This is a genomic window from Xanthomonas sp. NCPPB 1128, assembly GCF_001043115.1.
GTDB lineage: Bacteria > Pseudomonadota > Gammaproteobacteria > Xanthomonadales > Xanthomonadaceae > Xanthomonas_A.
Genome location: NZ_LFME01000008.1, coordinates 114,493 through 131,844 on the forward strand (window position 1 = coordinate 114,493; position 17,352 = coordinate 131,844).

Here is a 17,352-nt window from a genome sequence, read left to right on the forward strand (position 1 = left end):
GTCATGCCGTCGTCCGATCCTCCCGCCGCACCCTCCCTGGACACCGTGGTGTTCGATCTCGGCGGCGTCCTGATCGACTGGAATCCACGCCATCTGTATCGCCGCCTGTTCGACGACGAAACCACGATGGAAACCTTCCTGCGCGAGGTGTGCAGCCCGCAGTGGAACGAGCGCCAGGACGCCGGGCGGCCGTGGCAGGAGGCGGTGGCCGAACTGAGTGCGCTGCATCCGGCGCATGCGCCAATGATCGCTGCCTACCATGCGCGCTGGCCGGAGATGCTGGGCGGCGCGCTGGAGGCCACCGTGGCGGTGCTGGACGAACTGCGCGGGCAGGGGCTGCGGTTGTACGCGTTGACCAACTGGTCGCACGAAACCTTCCCGATCGCACGCGAACGTTATCCGTTCCTGCGGTGGTTCGAGGGCGTGCTGGTATCGGGCGAAGAACGCCTGGTCAAGCCGGATCCGGCGATCTTCGCGCTGCTGTGCGAACGCTATGCGATCGACGCGGTACGTGCGGTGTTCATTGACGACGCGCCGCGCAACGTGCACGCCGCGGCCGCCACTGGCATGCACGCGCTGCAGTTCCGCGACGCCGCCACGCTGCGCGAGGACTTGGTCGCACTGGGCCTGCTGCTGCCGCGCACCGACGCCGCGGCGCCATGAGCGGCGAGCGCGACACGCTGCCGCAGGAGCGGCAGCAGGCGATCCTGCAGCGCTTGCGCGAGCACGGCCGGGTGGTGGCGGCGGAACTGGCAGAGCGCTTCGCCGTGTCCGAGGATTCGGTCCGCCGCGACCTGCGCGAACTCGCCGCGCAGGGCCTGTGCCGGCGCGTCTATGGCGGCGCGCTGCTGCCCACGCCGACCTTCGCGCCGCTGCCGCAGCGCCAGGCCGAGCATGCCGAGCGCAAGCGCGCACTGGCGCTGGCCGCGGTGGCGCTGGTCCAGCCTGGGCAGCGGCTGCTGATCGATGCCGGCTCCACCAACAGCGCCATCGCCGCAGCACTGCCGGCGGGCCTTGGGCTGAGCGTGGTGACCAATGCACCGGACATCGCGCAGATCCTGCTGCGCCGCGAGGGCATCGCGATCCTGCTGATCGGCGGCCGGCTGGATCCGCGCAGCGGCGCGGCGGTGGGCGCCCAGGCGCTGCAGCAGCTGCGGCAGCTGCGCGCCGACCTGTGCTTCCCCGGCGCCTGCGCGATCGACCCCGAGCGCGGCCTGTGGGGCGTGGACGACGAGGAAAGCCTGTTCAAGCGGGCGATGGTCGAGGCCAGCGCCGAGACCGCGGCGGTGGTGACCAGCGACAAGCTCGGCACCCTGGCCGCGCATCGCGTGGTCGGCGTGGAGGCGATCGACCGGCTGGTGGTGGAGCACGACGCCCCGGCCGGCGTGCTCGCCGCGTTCGCCGCCCAGGCGGTGCAGGTGCACCGCGCCGCGCCGGCGGCCAAGGACTAAGGCGTCGCCGCCAAGCGGCCGCTGCATCCACCAGCGACGGCGGACGCGGCACGGATTCCATCCGCCCGCAGGTCCACGCCATTGCGTCGCGTCTGCCTGCTGCGAGCTGCTCGCCTGAGCGTGAGCAAGATCGGCAGGGCCGCCGTGTCTTCGCACTTTCCGGAGGCCGCCATCGCAGCGTCATATCCCTGGGATTAAATAACGAACTTTAAGTTACTTAATTCAGTCACCCAGGGGACATCGCCATGCAACCACTCACCCATCGGCGCCGCGCGCTGATCGTCTGCGCGCTCGCCGCCAGCTGCCAGGCCGCGCTGGCGCAGGACGCCGCTTCCACCACCGCGACGGTCGCCGCCGACGCCAGCGCCGTCGCGGCCGCCACTGCGCCGGCCGCCGGCGACACCACGCCCGACACCACGCCCAACGACGGCGCCAGCGGCGACGGCACCACCACGCTGTCCGGCGTGCAGGTCACCGGCGTGCGCAAGGCCAATGCCGCGGCGATCGAGAGCAAGCGCGCGGCCACCAACATCACCGACGTGGTCAGCTCCACCGACGTGCGCGCGCTGCCGGACACCACCATCGTCGAGGCGCTGCGCCGCATCCCGGGCCTGTCGGTGCTGCCGGCCACCGACAACGAGCATCCGCGCGACGAAGCCGCCACGCCGGTGCTGCGCGGCCTCGGCCCGTCGTACAACAACGTCACCATTGATGGCCTGACCGTGGCCTCGCCGGGCACGCCCAACGGCACGCTCGGCTCGATCACCCGCGGCGTGCGCCTGGACATCCTGCCGGCCTCGATGGTCAGCGAACTGCAGGTCATCAAGACCTTCACCCCCGACCTGGACCCGAACGCCACCGGCGGTGCGATCAACCTCAAGACCCGCAGCGCGTTCGAGAACGGCGGCAAGCCGTTCTTCACCGCCGAGGCCTCGCTGGGCCATGCCAACGACGTCGGCAAGCCGCGCGACCAGGACGACCCGGGCTACCGCCTGCTGGCCACCGGCAGCCGCACCTTCGGCAGTGAAGGCCAGTACGGCCTGACCCTGTCCGGCAACTACCAGACGCTGAGCAGCTACACCGAAACCCACATGACCACCGACACGGTGCACTACGGGTTCTACGACAATAGCGGCGTACTGCAGAACGGCACCAACCTGGGCAACGGCTGGGCCGTGCCGCAGCAGGACAAGTACTGGTACGTGATGGACAAGCGCGACCGCTACGGTCTCACCGGCAAGTTCGAGGCGCGGCTGAGCGAATCCTTGCAGGCCTACGCCACGGCCGGCTACTACTACTTCCGCGACAACATGGAGCGCAACGAGATCATCCTCGATCCGCGCAATCGCAACCGCGTCTACAACCAGACCGCCACCAGCGGCACGTACCCGGTCGGCGATGTGGAGGTGGGCTACTCCCACCAGATCACCACCACCCGCACCAAGCTCGCCCAGACCGGTTTCGAATGGCGCCCGGACGACCGGCAGGCGTTGTCGGCGCGCGGCTCCTGGTCCGATGCCACCTATGCCGAACCGATCAAGATGATCAAGTACGTCACCGGCGCGCAGCGCCCGGCGGCGGTGCCCACCGGGCAGACCGGCCCCGGCGTCACCGTGGTGCCGACGGCGGCCTATGGCTTCAACTACGACACCTCCGCGCTGAACCAGCGCTTCCCGATGTCGGCGCAGTCGTACTACAACTACGACAACTACAGCCTGCTGTACTGGCGACCGGACTACCAGCGCAATGCGCGCGACAAGGTGCTCACCGGGCGCCTGGACTACGCCTTCAACCGCGGCGAGATGGACCGCGGCTTCGGCTTCGGCAGCGGCCTGAGCTATACCCGCGACGAACCCGGCTTCGATATCTACCGCGTGGAATACCAGCCCAACCGCAGCGTGCCGCCGCTGAAGATCGCCGACGTGCTTGCGCCGTCCAACGCGCCGATGCGCTACCTGGGCCTGAACCTGATCGCGATCGATCCGGACAAGGCCAACCAAGTGCTGAGCGCCACCCCGCTGAGCGCGTTCAACCGCACCGATCAGAGCGCCTTCAGCAACCAGGACAACTTCAGCCATCGCGAGGAGATCTTCGGCGCCTACGGCCTGCTCGGCTACCGCACCGACGCATTCGACGTGGAAGCCGGCCTGCACTACGACCACACCGACCAGTCCACCGTCGGCCGCCAGCGGCAACTGGATGCGGCCAGCGGCAGCTACGTCTACGTCGACGCGCCGACCGAGTCGCGCTACGCCAAGGTGCTGCCCTCGGCGGTGATGACCTATCACGTCAACGACCGCCTCGACCTGCGCGCCGGCGCCAGCCGCACGCTCGGCCGCCCGCCCTACGACGCCTATGCCGCGCGCACTTCGATCGGCTTCGTCAACAGCAGCGACATGGGCAATCCCAACGCGCAGGGCGTGACCGTCACCATCGGCAACCCCGACATCAAGCCGCGCGTGTCCACCAACCTGGACCTGTCGCTGGAATGGCGCCTGCCCGACGACTTCGACGGCATGCTGGCCGCGGCGCTGTTCGACAAGCGCATCCAGGACGAGATCTTCACCCTCTCGCGCACCGACCAGTTCAGCTTCAACGGCACCACCTATTCCAACGTGCTGATCAGCACCCCAGCCAACGCCGCCAAGGCGCATGTGCGCGGCCTGGAGCTGAGCGCGGTGTTCAACACCCTGTTCCCGGGCGTGCCGGCGCTGTCCGGCCTGGGCGCCAGCGCCAACCTGGCCCTGCTCGATGGCGGCATGGACGTGCCTTTCACCAGCGGCAGCGCGCCCAACCTGGTGCAGAGTCAGCGCACCGTCGATCGCCTGGTCGGGCAGCCGGACTACACCGCCAACGCCTCGCTGTTCTACACCGTCGGCGGCGTGGAACTGCGTGCGGCCTACAACCGCCAGGGCAAGGCGCTGCGCGCCATCGTCAGCAACATCGCCTGGCAGGATCTGTACTGGGCGCCGCGCTCGCAGCTGGACCTGTCGGCGACCTGGGCGCTGAGCAAGCAACTCAGCGTGGTCGGCCAGATCAGCAATGTCACCCACAGCCGCCTCACCAGCTTCACCGGCCCCGGCGAGAACCTGCTGAAGGACAGTTATTCGATGCCGACCACCTACTGGCTCGGCCTGCGCTTCACCCCGTCGCTGTGACCGTTGCCGGAGACCTTCCATGAATCTGCTTTTCTCGCGCGGTGCCGTCATTGCCGCGCTGCTGACCGCGACGGCCCCGGCCGTCGCCGCGATTGCCCCGATCCAGGCGCGCCTGGCCAATCCCGACGGCGGCATCTTCGTCGTCGCCCACCGCGGCTGCCACAACCCCGCGCCCGCGCACGGCTTTCCTGGACACGCACCGGAGAACTCGCTGCTGGGCCTGGAGCGCTGCGTGGCGCTGGGCGTGGACATGCTGGAAACCGACATCCGCCGCGCCGGCGACGGCACCCTGGTGATGTTCCATGACGCCACCGTCGACCGCACCACCGACGGCACCGGCAAGGTCGCCGAACTGACCTGGCCGCAACTGGCGCGGCTGCGCCTGCGCGACGACGAGGGCGGGGCCGACGCGCCGCTCACCGACCAGCATCCGCTGACCCTGCAGCAGATGCTGGCCGCGGCCAAGGGCCGGATCATGCTCAACCTCGACGTCAAGGCGCCGATCTACGCCGAGGTAGTCGACGCGGTGCGCCGCGCCGGCATGGAGCGGCAGGTGGTGGTCAAGACCGAGGTCGGCGTCGCCAGCCAGGATCTGGCGTCGATGCCGCCGTTCGACCGTATCAACTTCACCCCGGTGCTGCTCAACCCGCCCGGCACCGACGACCTCGTGCAGACCGTGCGCACACAGACCGGCGGCAAGGTGCGGCCGGTGGCGATCGAACTGCCGCGGATGCGCCTGGCCCAGTTGCCGGGGGTGGCGGCGCTGGCCAGGCAGCGGCACCTGCGGCTGTTGGTCAATACGCTGTGGGAGGGCTTCGTCGCCGACGTCGGTGGCGATGCCGATGCGGTGCGCGATCCGGAAGCGGTGTGGGGGCGGCTGTACCGCGCCGGCATCGGCGCCTTCCAGACCGACGAGCCGGAAGCGCTGCTGCGCTATCGCGCATCGCTGGAGGCGCGCTGACGCTGCGCGCCACAAGAGACGCGCCGCTGCCACGTGATTGCCGATCCTGCGCTGCAGTGGGTGCAGGATCGGCGGCATCCAGCGCAAGCAGCCCGCCGCCACCGCGTGTTGCGTCAGACGTTCACTACGTCCGTGCGGCGACGCTCAACGCTCCAATCGGGTGGCGCTGAGTTTGGGGGTCGTCGGTGCTCCGTTCGGACCTGGAGTGCTCTCCAACTGGATCGTCAGTTTGGTTGGGCCCCGATCGGCAGGAACGACGTCGAAGCGCCATTCCAGATATCGAACGAACCAACGGTTGGGTTCGGAGGATTGCAACTCGAGCCGCCCTCCGTCGCTGTGGCTGAATCCCACAAGATAGGGCCTTCCCGATTCCACCTTGATGGCGAACTTCGATCCATCGGAGGCGAGGTAGGTGCCAGCGAGCGTGTTCAGTTCGTCGGTCGGCGCCGTGCGCAGCGTCGGCCCATAGATGGCGTACAGCGCATTCAGTCCGTTGGCCAGCGCGATCGTCTGGTGCGTCTGTCCTGGAATACGCTCCGCCGTCCAGCGCAGCGACGGATAGCCTCGGCCCGTGATCGCGTGGGAAAGCTGTTCAAGGCGCCCGTCGTCGCCCTCCAGTCCGCCTTGGTCGACCACCACGCTGGCATTGACATCCTTGACGCGCGCGGCAAGGTCGGCCTCGTAACGCAGCAGGATGAAATCCTGCCACACCAGCGACGGACTGGACGCGTAGACATGGCGGAACGTCTCCGGCTGGTGCAGGAAGGCGTATAGCGCGAAGAAGCCGCCGAGCGAATGGCCGCCGATCCCGGTGTCGTGTGGATTGGTCGGGAACTGCGTATCCACCCAGGGTTTGATCTCGGTGGTGAGTATTTTGAGGAAGTTCCCGGCGCCCCGTTCGTTGGGGACATCGAAATGTGTGTCATGCCCCGCGCTGGGCAGGTCCTTGAAGTAATCGTCGTCGGACAGGTCCACGCTTACCAGGATCATTTTTGGGATATCGCCTGCCGAGAGGAACGAGATGACCTGGCTGAAAAAGATCTCGAATCCATCTCCCGGGATGAAATAGAAGACGGGATAACGATTGTTCTTTTCGGGGTCGTATCCCTTGGGCAGGAACACGGTCAAATCATAAGAAACGCCATTGCTGGCAACGAATGCATGTTTGTAGCTGTTGTTGATGGAGACTTCGGCTGCTGGCGCGGGGAACCGCTGAGTCGCTGCCGCCATAGGGCTGTACCAGACGAGCATGGCAAGCAGGATGCTGAGCCTCCGTGCGGCAGTTGCCATCTGGCGTAAAGGAATCTCGGTGCAAATGGCCCGCGTGATGATAGCCGGGTCGAACCCAAATTTTCGATGCTGCATTGTTCTTGTTCCGGTGCTGTTGTTGACTTGCGCGAGGTCATCGTCCGTCACACAGCAATTTCCGTTTGCTCAATGGCGTCGAAGTGTCTCCGCTGAGGGCGCGCATCTGCGCGGCTCACTCTATCTCAGCTCGTATGTCATTCTCGAGCGTCACGTCGTTCCGTAGACTCGGCATCGCAGTGTGCTGCAGAGCCGGCATCCCGGGTTGCAGGCAACGCTGTGCGAAATGTCCGGAATCGGTCGGCAATCGTCCGTAGACGGACGTCTGGGGTACAGCGGTTCTCCCGGAAATGATGTGGATTCAATGGTTTGCGGAAGGTGTGGCGTGGCACGCCATCTGCTTCATCTGTTGCCATGGATATCGCGAAATCCCCGAACCGTTCGTTCTGGCGCCAGCGCCGCCGCTGGCTGGTGGCGGCCGCCATCGGCGTGGTGCTGCTGGGCGTGGCGCTGCTCGGCAGCGGCCGCGCCGCACCGCGGGTGGCGCGCAGCGAAGTGTGGATCGATGCGGCCACGCGCGGCGAGATGCGTCGCGAGGTCCGCGCCAACGGCGTGCTGGTGCCGCGACAGATCCGCTGGATCACCGCCGGCGCGCCGGCCACCGTGCAACAGCAACTGGTCGAGGCCGGCGCGCGCGTGCAGGCCGACACGCCGCTGCTGCAACTGGCCAATCCCGAACTGGACGCCGGCCTGGACCGCGCCCGCGCCGCGCTGGCCGGTGCCGATGCCGACCTGGCCGCACTGCACGCGGCGCTGGCCTCGCAATTGCTCGACCAGCAGGCGCTGCAGGCGCAGGCCGAGTCCGAGTTGCAGATCGCGCAGATCAAGGCCAAGGCCTACCAGCGCGGCCACGCGGGCGGTGCGATCTCGGCCATCGACCTGACCCAGAGCCAGATCGTCGAGGCGCAGCAGCGCGGCCGCGCCGACATCGAACGCAAGCGCGTCGCCGCATTCCGGCAGAACATGGCGGCGCAATTGCGTGCGGCACAGGCACGGCGCGAGCAGGCCGCCAGTGCGCTGGCCATCGCCATGCAACAGGCCGCCTCGCTGCAGGTGCGCGCCGGCAGCGACGGCATCCTGCAGCAGGTGGACGTGGAGCCTGGCCAGCGCGTCGAGGCCGGCGCCAAGCTGGCGCGGGTCGCGCGCCCGGACGAGCTGCTGGCACGCCTGCAGGTGCCCGAAGTCCTGGCCAAGGACGTGATCGAAGGCCTGCCGGTGGCGGTGGACACGCACAACGGCGTGGTTCGCGGGCAGGTGGCGCGGATCGATCCGGCGGTGCGCAGCGGCAGCGTGGCGGTCGACGTGCGGCTGACGCTGCCGCTGCCGCCCGGCGTGCGCCCGGACCTGTCGGTGGACGGACGCATCGTGCTCGGCACGCTGCGCGACGTGGTCAGCATCCCGCGCCCGGCGCTGGCCGTGCCCAACACCGCCGGCAGCCTGTTCGTGCTGCGCGACGGCGGCGACACCGCACAGCGCATCCGCGTGCGCTTCGGCGCCGCCTCCAGCGACCGCATCGAAGTCCGCACAGGCCTGCGCGCCGGCGACCGCGTCGTGCTGTCCGACACCAGCCAGTGGAATGCCGACGCCACCTTGCGCTTACGCTAGCCTCACCAGGAGAGATCCCGCATGACCGCAGTTCCCGCACCATCCGCCGCGCCGCTGATCCACCTGCACGGGCTCAGCAAGGTCTTCCACACCGAGGAAGTGGAAACCCACGCCCTGGCCGAGATCGCACTGGACGTGGCGCCGGGCGATTTCGTCGCCATCACCGGCCCATCCGGCTGCGGCAAGTCGACCCTGCTGTCGATCCTGGGCCTGCTCGATGCGCCCAGCGGCGGCACCTACCGGCTCAACGGCCGCAGCGTCGCCGAGCTGGACACGGTCGGCCGCGCGCGCATCCGCAACGCCGAGATCGGCTTCATCTTCCAGGCCTTCAACCTGATCGCCGACCTCACCGTGGAAGAGAACGTGGCGCTGCCGTTGACCTACCGCGCCGGTGCCCAGCGCAGCCAGATCCGCCAGCGCGTGCGCGAGGTGCTGGAACTGGTCGGCATGCAGCATCGCCACAAGCACTATCCGGGGCAGTTGTCCGGCGGCCAGCAGCAGCGCGTGGCGGTGGCGCGCGCGTTGGCCGGCAATCCGTCGATCCTGCTGGCCGACGAGCCCACCGGCAACCTGGACAGCCGCAACGGCGAGGCGGTGATGCAGTTGCTCGAACAACTGCACGACAACGGCACCACCTTGTGCATGGTCACCCACGATCCGGCGTTCGCGCGGCGCGCGCAGCGCATCGTGCACATGCTCGACGGCCGCATCGTCGACGAGGACACCTTCGAGCGGCTACGCCACGAGCAGGACGTGGCGTTGCCGGCGCGCGCCGCGGGGCAGGCACGATGAGCGCCGCCCTGCATTGGGCCGAGATGCGCCAATCCTGGCGCGCGCTGGCGCGCAAGCCGGGCTATCTGCTGCTGGCGGTGCTGACCCTGGCGCTCGGCGTGGCCACCACCACCGCGGTGTTCGCGCTGCTCGACCAGGCCTTGCTCAAGCCATTGCCGTTCCCGCAGCCGGAGCGGCTGGTCACCCTTGGCCTGTCCAGCGACCCTGGTCGCAATGTCGCCGCGCCCGGCTACTACCCGGTGTTGCGGCGCATGTCGAGCCTGCAGTCGATCGGCATTGCGCGCGGGTTCCCGGTGCCGGCCAACGTCGCCCGCGGCGCTGCCAGCGAGGTGGTCAGCGCGATCAGCGCCGATGCCGGCTTCCTGCGCACGCTCGGCCTGCCGATGGCGGCCGGGCGCAACTTCAACGACGAGGAAAGCCGGCCCGGCGGGCCGCAGGCGGTGATCCTCGGCCATCGCTTCTGGCAGCGCTATTTCGGTGGCGATCCGGCGGCGGTGGGGCGCACCCTGCAGGTGGAAGGCAAGCCGGTGCAGATCGTCGGCGTGTTGCCGGCGGAGTTTCCCTGGGCCGAACCGTTCGACCTGATCCGCAACATGCAGCCGGACCTGGCCGCGACCAACCTGTCCACCAACGAGATCGTGGTGGCAAGGTTGCGGCCCGGCGTCAGCGTGGCCGCCGCTTCTGCGCAGACCGCGACGACGCTCCAGGCCCTCTTGCGCAACAGCCCGCACATGGACGCGTCGTGGTGGGCGTCCTTGCAGCGACGGCCGCCCAATGCGCTGCCGCTGCAGGACAGCCTGTACGCCGCCAACAGCGGCAACACGCTGTGGCTATTCTTCGCCGCGGCCGCCTGCGTGCTGTTGATCGCCGCGATCAACCTGACCAGCCTGATGTTGTTGCGTGCGCTCGGGCGCAGCCACGACAGCGCGGTGCGCGCCGCGCTCGGCGCATCGTGGCTGCGGCTGAGCCTGCCGGCGCTGGCCGAAGGCGTGCTGATCGGCGCCCTCGGCAGCTTGGCCGGCTTGGCGCTGGCCTGGCTCGGGCTGCGCCTGCTCGGCGGCTGGGTGCCGCTGCTGTGGATGCGCGGCGAGGCGCCGCATCTGAGCGGCGCTAGCGTGCTGTTCGCGCTGCTCGCCGGTGGCGCCACCGCGTTGCTTGCGGCGGCGCTGGGCGTCGTGCGCGGCCGCCGTCGCAATCTGGTCACTGAACTGGCCGGCGGTGGGCGCGGGGGCTGGAGCCTGCAGGCCGGCCGCCTCGGCCGCGTCCTGGTGATCGCGCAGGTGGCCATCGCCGTGGTGCTGCTGATCGCCGCGGCCCTGTTCACCCGCACCCTGCAGAAGCTGGCAGAGGTGCCGATGGGTTTCGAGAGCCGCTCGGCGGTGGTATTCACCCTGGCGCCGGTGAAGGAGCGCTACGCCACCGCGGCCGATGCGGTGGAGCAGACACGGCGCATCGTTGCGCGACTGCAGCAGGTGCCGGGCATCGACCAGGTGGGGGTGTCGACCAATCCGCCGACGGCGACGCGGTTGAGCTGGAGCGTGGAGATCGATGGCGCGCCGTCCGTCGACAGCCAGTACCGGCTGGCCACGCCGCAGTTCCTGGAGGTGTTCCGCATCCCCTTGCTGGCCGGGCGCGGGATCGCCGACAGCGATGTGGCAGGTGCCGAGCGCGTCTGCGTGGTCAGCGCCAGCTTCGCTGCGCGCTACCTGCACGGGCAGGCGCTCGGCAAACTCGTCACCGTGCCCGACGACGGCGGCGATCAGCGCCTGACGATGCGCGTGGTCGGCGTGGTCGGCGACGTGCGCCACACCAGCCCGGCCGAGCCGCCGGAGCCGACGGTGTACCAGCCGCTGGCGCAGATGAGCGAGCCGATGTGGCAGATCATCCGCGGTTTCGGCGCATTGACCTATGCCATCCATCTGCGGGCCGGCGCACTGGGCGCCGACGAGCACGCGTTGCGTGCGGCGATCGACGAGGTGGCGCCGCAGCAGCCGATCGCCGGCCTGCAGCCGATGCAGGCGCTGGTCGCCACCACCACCGGCGAACAGAAGCTCAACCTGCTGCTGGTGGGCCTGTTCGCGGGACTGGCCTTGCTGCTGGCGGCGGTCGGCCTGTACGCGGTGATGGCGGTGGCGGTGGCCGCGCGCCAGCACGAGTTCGGCGTGCGCGCCGCGCTCGGCGCGCCGCCGGCACGGCTGCGCCGGCAGGTGCTGGGCGAGGCCGGCGTACAGATCGGCGTGGGCCTGCTGCTGGGCCTGGGCGTGGCGATGGCGGTGTCGCGGCTGCTGCAGCGGTTCCTGTTCGAGGTGCGTGTGGCCGACCCGCTGGCGATCGGCGCGGTGCTGCTGGTGCTGGCCGCGGCCGGCGTGCTCGCCGCGCTGGCGCCGGCGCGGCGCGCGGCGCGGGTGCCGCCGATGCAGGCCTTGCGCGCCGAATGATGGGCGCCGGCAACCGAGGCGCGGGCGCCGCGGCAGCGGCCGTGGCGCCTGCCGGTGGCCTGCCGCATCGTGGGTGCCGCGCGACACGCGCGTGGCACCCGCCGATGCCGGGCGCGGGCCGCGTCTGGCCGCAACCTGCGGCGTACGCCCTAGACTCTGCGCCATGAATGAGCCTCGTCTCCCGCCCTTGCCGCGCATTCTCGTCGTCGACGACCAGGCCGACGTGCGCGAGGCCCTGCGCATGCTGCTCAAGAGCGCCGGCTACGGCATGGTCGGTGCCGAATCGCCGGAGCTGGCGCTGGCCTGCCTGCGCGGCGACGCGTTCGCCGCGGTGCTGGTCGACATGAACTACGCCCGCGACACCACCTCCGGCGCCGAAGGCCTGGCCTTGATCGCGGAGATTGCCGCGCAATGGCCGGGGCTGCCGGTGATCGCGATGACCGCCTGGGCCAGCATCGAGCTGGCGGTGGCGGCGATGCGCGAGGGCGCGGTGGATTTCATCGAGAAGCCCTGGCAGAACGCGCGGGTGCTGGCGGTGCTGGACAGCCGCATCGCGCTGGAGCGCAGCCGGCGCAGCGCGCAGCGGCTGGGCGAGGCGCAGGCGCGGCTGCTGCAGGACGGCGCGGCCGGCTTCGTCGCCGAATCGGCACCGATGCAGCGCCTGGTCGAGGACCTGCTGCGCATCGCCGGCAGCGGCGCCAACGTGCTGCTGCTGGGCGAGAACGGCACCGGCAAGAGCCTGCTGGCGCAGTTGCTGCACCAGTGGTCGCCGCGGCGCGCGCAGGCCTTCGTCAAGGTCAACATCGGCGGGCTGGCGCCGACCCTGTTCGAGGCCGAACTGTTCGGCCACGTGCGCGGCGCCTACACCGACGCGCGCCAGGACCGTGCCGGCCGTTTCGAACTGGCCGATGGCGGCACCCTGTTCCTGGACGAGATCGGCAGCCTGCCGCTGCAGCAGCAGCCCAAGCTGCTGCGCGCGATCGAGGACGGCGAGTTCGAGCGGCTCGGTTCTTCTCGCACGCAGCGGGTGGACGTGCGCATCGTTGCGGCGACCAATGCCGACCTGGAGGCGGAGGTGGCGGCCGGCCGCTTCCGCCAGGATCTGCTGTACCGGCTCAACACGTTCCAGGTGCGGGTGCCACCGCTGCGCGAGCGCGGTGCCGACATCCTGCCGCTGGCGCGGCACTACCTGGCCGCCGCCTGCACCCGCTATCGGCGGCCGCTGCCGACGCTGGCGCGCGACGCCGAGCGCGCCCTGCTGGGCTACGCCTGGCCCGGCAACGTGCGCGAACTTGCGCACGCCATGGAGCGCGCGGCGCTGCTCGCCGACGGCAGCACCCTGGGCAGCGACGATCTGCGGCTGCAGCCGGCGACCAACGCTGCGCCGACACTGTCGACGCAACTGACGCTGGAAGAGGCCGAAGCGCTGCTGCTGAAGCAGGCGTTGGCACAGCAGCAGGGCAACCTGCAGCGCACCGCCGACCAGCTCGGCATCACCCGGCAGAGCCTGTATCGGCGCCTGGGCAAGCATGGGCTGCGCAGCGATGACGGCGGCTGAGCGGCAGCGCCGGCGGCCGTTGTGGCTGGCGGCGCCGGCCTTGCTGGCCTTGCTGCTGGTGCTCGTCGCCGGCGCGCCGCGGCTGCCCGAAGCGGCGGTGCTGCTGGTGTGCGTGCTGCTGCTGACCGCGGCGCTGTGGCGCCGGCAGCAGCGCGACGCCGGACAGCGCCTGCGCACCCTCGGCGGCCTGCTCGACGCGCTGCGCGAGGGCGACTACAGCGTGCGCGCGGCGCAGGACGCGCGCGATGCCGACGGCCTGCTGGCGCGGTTCAATGCCTTGGCGCAACGCCTGCAGGACGAACAGCGCGATTCGCACGAAAGCCTGCAACTGTTGAGCAAGACCCTGGCGGCACTGGACGGGGCGGTGTTCGCCTTCGAACAGGACCAGCGCCTGCGCCTGGTCAATCCGGCCGGCGAGCGCCTGCTCGGCGTCGCCGCGCAGCAGGCGATCGGGCAATCCGCGCAGGCGTTGGGACTCGCCGGCCTGTTCGATGTGCCCTCGGGCAGCATCCAGGCGCACGCGTTCGCCGGGCAGCAGGGGCGCTGGCAGATCGGCCACGCCGCTTTGCGCAGCCGCAGCCAGGCCGGGCGGCTGCTGCTGGTGCAGCCGATGGAGCGCGCGCTGCGCGAGGAGGAGGCGCAGGCCTTCCGACGCCTGCTGCGCGTGCTCAGCCACGAGATCAACAACTCGCTGACGCCGATCGCCTCGATCGCCGACACCCTCGCGCGGCTGCTGGCGGCCGCGCCGCAGGCACTCGACGCCGACTTGCAGGTCGATCTGCACAACGGACTGGGTGTGATCGAACAGCGCAGCGCCGCGCTGCAGCGCTTCCTGGGCGGCTACGCGCGGCTGGCCAGGCTGCCCGCGCCGGTGCCGGCGCCGGTGGCGTTGGCGCCGTTGTGCGCGCGCGTGCAGCGGCTGCTGGATGATGCCCGGATACAGCTGGAGATCGCACCGGCGCTGCACGCGTGCGCCGACGCCGATCAGCTCGAGCAGGTGCTGATCAATCTGCTGCGCAACGCGCTGGAAGCCGGCGGCACCGCGCCGGTGACGCTGCGCGCGTGCGACGACGGCGCAGCTGTGCTGATCGAAGTGCGCGACGGCGGTGCCGGCTTGCCGCCCAGCGACAACCTGTTCGTGCCGTTCTTCACCACCAAGCCCGGCGGCTCGGGCATCGGCCTGGTCCTGTCGCGGCAGATCCTGGAAGCGCAGGGCGGCAGCCTGTACCTGGAAGCCCGCACCGATGCGCCCGGCAGCGTGGCGACGCTGCGCCTGCCGCTGGCGTAGGGTGGGGTGGGGAGCTTCGGCGGGATCCACCCTTGCGCCACATGCTGGCATTGCGCGTCTTCGGGAGGTTCCTTGCCGTCGTAGGAGCGGCTTCAGCCGCGACGGGCGGTCCCGATAACCCCGTCGCGGCAGAAGCCGCTCCTACAGAACGCAAGCGCTTCAATCGCGTCGTGGCAACCGCGAACGGTTGGCGGTGTCCCGACGCCAGCCCGCGTATCGCCGATGACGCCGTACGCACCGGGGCGATCCCGCTCGCCGCGTCGCCGCCGCAACAGGCAAAATGGCCGCTTCGATCGGGAGCACGCATGCCACTGGACGACACCGCCGCCTCGCACGTCGCGCGGCGCCCCCGGCGCTGGACGCGCCTGCTGCCGTGGCTGCGCTGGGGCACGGTGGCGCTGCTGTCGACCTTGCTGCTGCTGGACCTGGCGTTCCCGCTGCCGCTGCCGAAGTCGCGCGACACCTCGACCCTGGTGGTCGCCGCCGACGGCGGCCCGCTGCGCGCCTTCGCCGACGGCAACGGCGTCTGGCGCTATCCGGCCACGCCGGACAGCGTCTCGCCGCTGTACCTGCAGGCGCTGCTGAACTACGAGGACCGCTGGTTCTGTCAGCACCCCGGGGTCAATCCCTGGGCGCTGCTGCGCGCGGCCAAGCAGTGGCTGTTCTCGCGCCACATCGTCTCCGGCGGTTCCACCCTGACCATGCAGGTGGCGCGCATCCTGATGCCGCCCGAGGTCAGCACGCGCACGCCGTGGGGCAAGGCGCAGCAGGCGCTGCGTGCGCTGCAACTGGAAGCGCACCTGAGCAAGCGGCAGATCCTGCAGCTGTACCTGGAACGCGCGCCCTACGGCGGCACCATCGAGGGCGTGGAAGCGGCGAGCTGGGCCTACCTGGGCAAGCCGGCCGCACGCCTGTCGCAGGCCGAGGCGGCGCTGCTGGCGGTACTGCCGCAGGCGCCGAGCCGGTTGCGCCCGGACCGGCATCCGGAGGCGGCGCGCGCGGCGCGCGACAAGGTGCTCGAACGCATGGTCGCGCTGCGCGTGTGGCCGCGCGCGCAGGTCGACGACGCGCGCATCGAGCCGGTGGTGGCGCGCTCGCTGCAGACGCCGCTGCATGCCGCACTGCTGGCCGAGCGCCTGCGCCGGCAGCGCCCGCACGCCGCGCACATCGTTTCCACCCTCGACGCCGACCTGCAGCGCACCCTCGAGGACCGGGTCAGCGCCTACTTCTCGCAACTGCCCGAGCGCACCTCCGCCGCCTTGCTGGTGGTGGACAACCGCGACCTGCAGGCGCGCGCCTACATCGGCTCGGTGCAGTTCGGCGACCGCCGTCGGCTCGGCGACGTGGACATGGTGCAGGCCTGGCGCTCGCCCGGCTCCACGCTCAAGCCGTTCCTGTACGGCATGGCCCTGGACGACGGCCTGATCCACTCCGAAAGCCTGCTGGTCGACGCGCCGCAGAGTTTCGGCGACTACCGCCCGGGCAATTTCGACGAAGCCTTCAACGGCCCGATCGGCGCCGCCAGCGCGTTGCGCCTGTCGCTCAACGTGCCGGCGGTGGACCTGCTCGACCGGGTCGGGCCGGCGCGCTTCGCCGCGCGCCTGAGCAACGCCGGCATCGGCCTGAAGTTCCCGCGCGGCAGCACGCCCAACCTGGCGCTGATCCTCGGCGGCACCGGCGCCAAACTCGAGGAACTGGTGGGCGCCTTCGCCGCGCTCAACCGCGACGGCATCGCCGGCCACGTGCGCTACAGCGCGTCCGACAAGCGCATCGAACGGCGGCTGATGTCGCCCGGTGCGGCCTGGATCGTGCGCGAGATGCTCGAGGCCAATCCGCGTCCGGGCTACGGCGTCGGCACCTTCGACGTCGGCACGCGCCCGCGCGTGGCGTGGAAGACCGGCACCAGCTACGGTTACCGCGATGCGTGGGCGATCGGCAGCACCCGCCGCTACACCGTCGGCGTGTGGGTGGGCCGCCCCGACGGTACGCCGCTGCCCGGCCAGTACGGCGCGGTGACCGCGTTGCCGCTGATGTTCGAGACCATCGACAGCCTGCCGCGCCTGCGCGGCGACAACGCACCGCGGCCGATGCCCGCCAACGTGCAGCAGGTGGACGTGTGCTGGCCACTGGGCATCGCCGCCGAGCAGACCCCGCCGTCGTTGTGTCAGCGCCGTTTCTCCGCCTATGCGCTGGACGGCGCGGTGCCGCCGACCTTCGCCGAGCGCGACGCGCGGCTGTGGAGCGCCGGCCGCGAGACCGTGCAGGTGGACGCGCACAGCGGCCTGCGCCTGTCGCCGGACTGCGCGCAACCGCACGAGGCGGTCACCCGCGACCTGGCGCGCTGGCCGGCGCTGCTGACGCCGTGGCTGCACGCCAGCGAGCGCCAGGCCGGGCAACTGCCGGCGCTGGCGCCGGATTGCCGCGACGACGGCCGCGGCCGCAGCGACGTCCTGCGCATCGAAGGCCTCAACGATCGCGCCACGTTGGCGCGCGCGCCAGGCAGCACCAGCGTGCGCCTGCAGGTGCGCGCGCTGGGCACGAGCGCGCCGGTGGACTGGCTGCTGGACGGCCGCTGGATCGCCCGCACCGAGGGCGCCCGTACCTTCCAGCGCGACTTCGCCGACGCCGGCGACCACACCCTGACCGCCCTGGCCAGCAACGGCGCCTGGACCCAGGTGCGGTTCCGGGTGTTGCGTTGAGCAGCGGTGGCGCGCGCTCGTAGAAGCCAACTGTCAT

The 17,352-nt window shown here is 70.5% G+C and carries 11 protein-coding genes; 10 read left to right on the top strand and 1 reads right to left on the bottom strand.

Annotated features, from left to right (window positions below; genetic code table 11):
• Positions 1-3: 3 nt before the first annotated feature.
• The 4 genes from ACP93_RS08015 (at position 4) to ACP93_RS08030 (ending at position 5,570) form a co-directional block, all read left to right on the top strand.
• Positions 4-663 (top strand): HAD family hydrolase, encoded by a 660-nt coding sequence (locus ACP93_RS08015; RefSeq protein WP_048490177.1) that lies wholly within the window; start codon positions 4-6, stop codon positions 661-663.
• Positions 660-1,451, top strand: a complete 792-nt coding sequence (locus tag ACP93_RS08020; protein ID WP_048490178.1) for a DeoR/GlpR family DNA-binding transcription regulator — start codon at positions 660-662, stop codon at positions 1,449-1,451. The genes ACP93_RS08015 and ACP93_RS08020 overlap by 4 nt, the downstream gene beginning before the upstream one ends.
• Before the next feature lie 245 nt (positions 1,452-1,696).
• Positions 1,697-4,609 carry a TonB-dependent receptor gene (locus tag ACP93_RS08025; protein ID WP_048490179.1) on the top strand — a complete coding sequence of 971 codons (2,913 nt, stop codon included), beginning with the start codon at positions 1,697-1,699 and terminating at the stop codon, positions 4,607-4,609.
• A gap of 19 nt (positions 4,610-4,628) precedes the next feature.
• On the top strand, positions 4,629-5,570 hold the full coding sequence (locus ACP93_RS08030; protein WP_048490180.1) for a glycerophosphodiester phosphodiesterase family protein: 942 nt from the start codon (positions 4,629-4,631) through the stop codon (positions 5,568-5,570).
• A 144-nt stretch (positions 5,571-5,714) separates the two neighbouring features.
• Here the strand turns inward: ACP93_RS08030 and ACP93_RS08035 are convergent, their stop codons facing one another.
• Positions 5,715-6,986, bottom strand: coding sequence for an alpha/beta hydrolase (locus ACP93_RS08035; protein WP_131721598.1), 1,272 nt, complete (start codon positions 6,984-6,986; stop codon positions 5,715-5,717).
• Between the two features lie 303 nt (positions 6,987-7,289).
• Here ACP93_RS08035 and ACP93_RS08040 point away from each other — a divergent pair, with 303 nt between their 5' ends.
• From ACP93_RS08040 to pbpC, 6 genes are all read left to right on the top strand, one after another.
• Positions 7,290-8,540: an efflux RND transporter periplasmic adaptor subunit gene (locus ACP93_RS08040; protein ID WP_048490182.1), complete on the top strand. Its 1,251-nt coding sequence runs from the start codon at positions 7,290-7,292 to the stop codon at positions 8,538-8,540.
• 21 nt (positions 8,541-8,561) lie between these two features.
• Positions 8,562-9,332: an ABC transporter ATP-binding protein gene (locus ACP93_RS08045; protein ID WP_048490183.1), complete on the top strand. Its 771-nt coding sequence runs from the start codon at positions 8,562-8,564 to the stop codon at positions 9,330-9,332.
• Entirely contained in the window at positions 9,329-11,770 is a 2,442-nt protein-coding gene (locus ACP93_RS08050; RefSeq protein ID WP_048490184.1) for an ADOP family duplicated permease, read from the top strand. Before ACP93_RS08045 ends, ACP93_RS08050 begins: the two co-directional genes overlap by 4 nt.
• A 163-nt stretch (positions 11,771-11,933) precedes the next feature.
• Complete coding sequence (locus ACP93_RS08055) at positions 11,934-13,328, top strand: sigma-54-dependent transcriptional regulator (RefSeq protein ID WP_048490185.1); 1,395 nt, start codon at positions 11,934-11,936, stop codon at positions 13,326-13,328.
• Between the two features lie 799 nt (positions 13,329-14,127).
• Entirely contained in the window at positions 14,128-14,616 is a 489-nt protein-coding gene (locus ACP93_RS22120) for a sensor histidine kinase (RefSeq protein ID WP_204243657.1), read from the top strand.
• A gap of 305 nt (positions 14,617-14,921) precedes the next feature.
• Complete coding sequence (pbpC, locus tag ACP93_RS08065) at positions 14,922-17,315, top strand: penicillin-binding protein 1C (RefSeq protein WP_048490187.1); 2,394 nt, start codon at positions 14,922-14,924, stop codon at positions 17,313-17,315.
• Positions 17,316-17,352: the final 37 nt, after the last annotated feature.

Excerpts from the sequence above, each read along its gene's own strand:
- ACP93_RS08015 (WP_048490177.1), top strand. The coding sequence starts at position 4 with ATGCCGTCGTCCGATCCTCCCGCCGCACCCTCCCTGGACACCGTGGTG.
- ACP93_RS08020 (WP_048490178.1), top strand. The coding sequence starts at position 660 with ATGAGCGGCGAGCGCGACACGCTGCCGCAGGAGCGGCAGCAGGCGATC.
- ACP93_RS08025 (WP_048490179.1), top strand. The coding sequence starts at position 1,697 with ATGCAACCACTCACCCATCGGCGCCGCGCGCTGATCGTCTGCGCGCTC.
- ACP93_RS08030 (WP_048490180.1), top strand. The coding sequence starts at position 4,629 with ATGAATCTGCTTTTCTCGCGCGGTGCCGTCATTGCCGCGCTGCTGACC.
- ACP93_RS08040 (WP_048490182.1), top strand. The coding sequence starts at position 7,290 with ATGGATATCGCGAAATCCCCGAACCGTTCGTTCTGGCGCCAGCGCCGC.
- ACP93_RS08045 (WP_048490183.1), top strand. The coding sequence starts at position 8,562 with ATGACCGCAGTTCCCGCACCATCCGCCGCGCCGCTGATCCACCTGCAC.
- ACP93_RS08050 (WP_048490184.1), top strand. The coding sequence starts at position 9,329 with ATGAGCGCCGCCCTGCATTGGGCCGAGATGCGCCAATCCTGGCGCGCG.
- ACP93_RS08055 (WP_048490185.1), top strand. The coding sequence starts at position 11,934 with ATGAATGAGCCTCGTCTCCCGCCCTTGCCGCGCATTCTCGTCGTCGAC.
- pbpC (WP_048490187.1), top strand. The coding sequence starts at position 14,922 with ATGCCACTGGACGACACCGCCGCCTCGCACGTCGCGCGGCGCCCCCGG.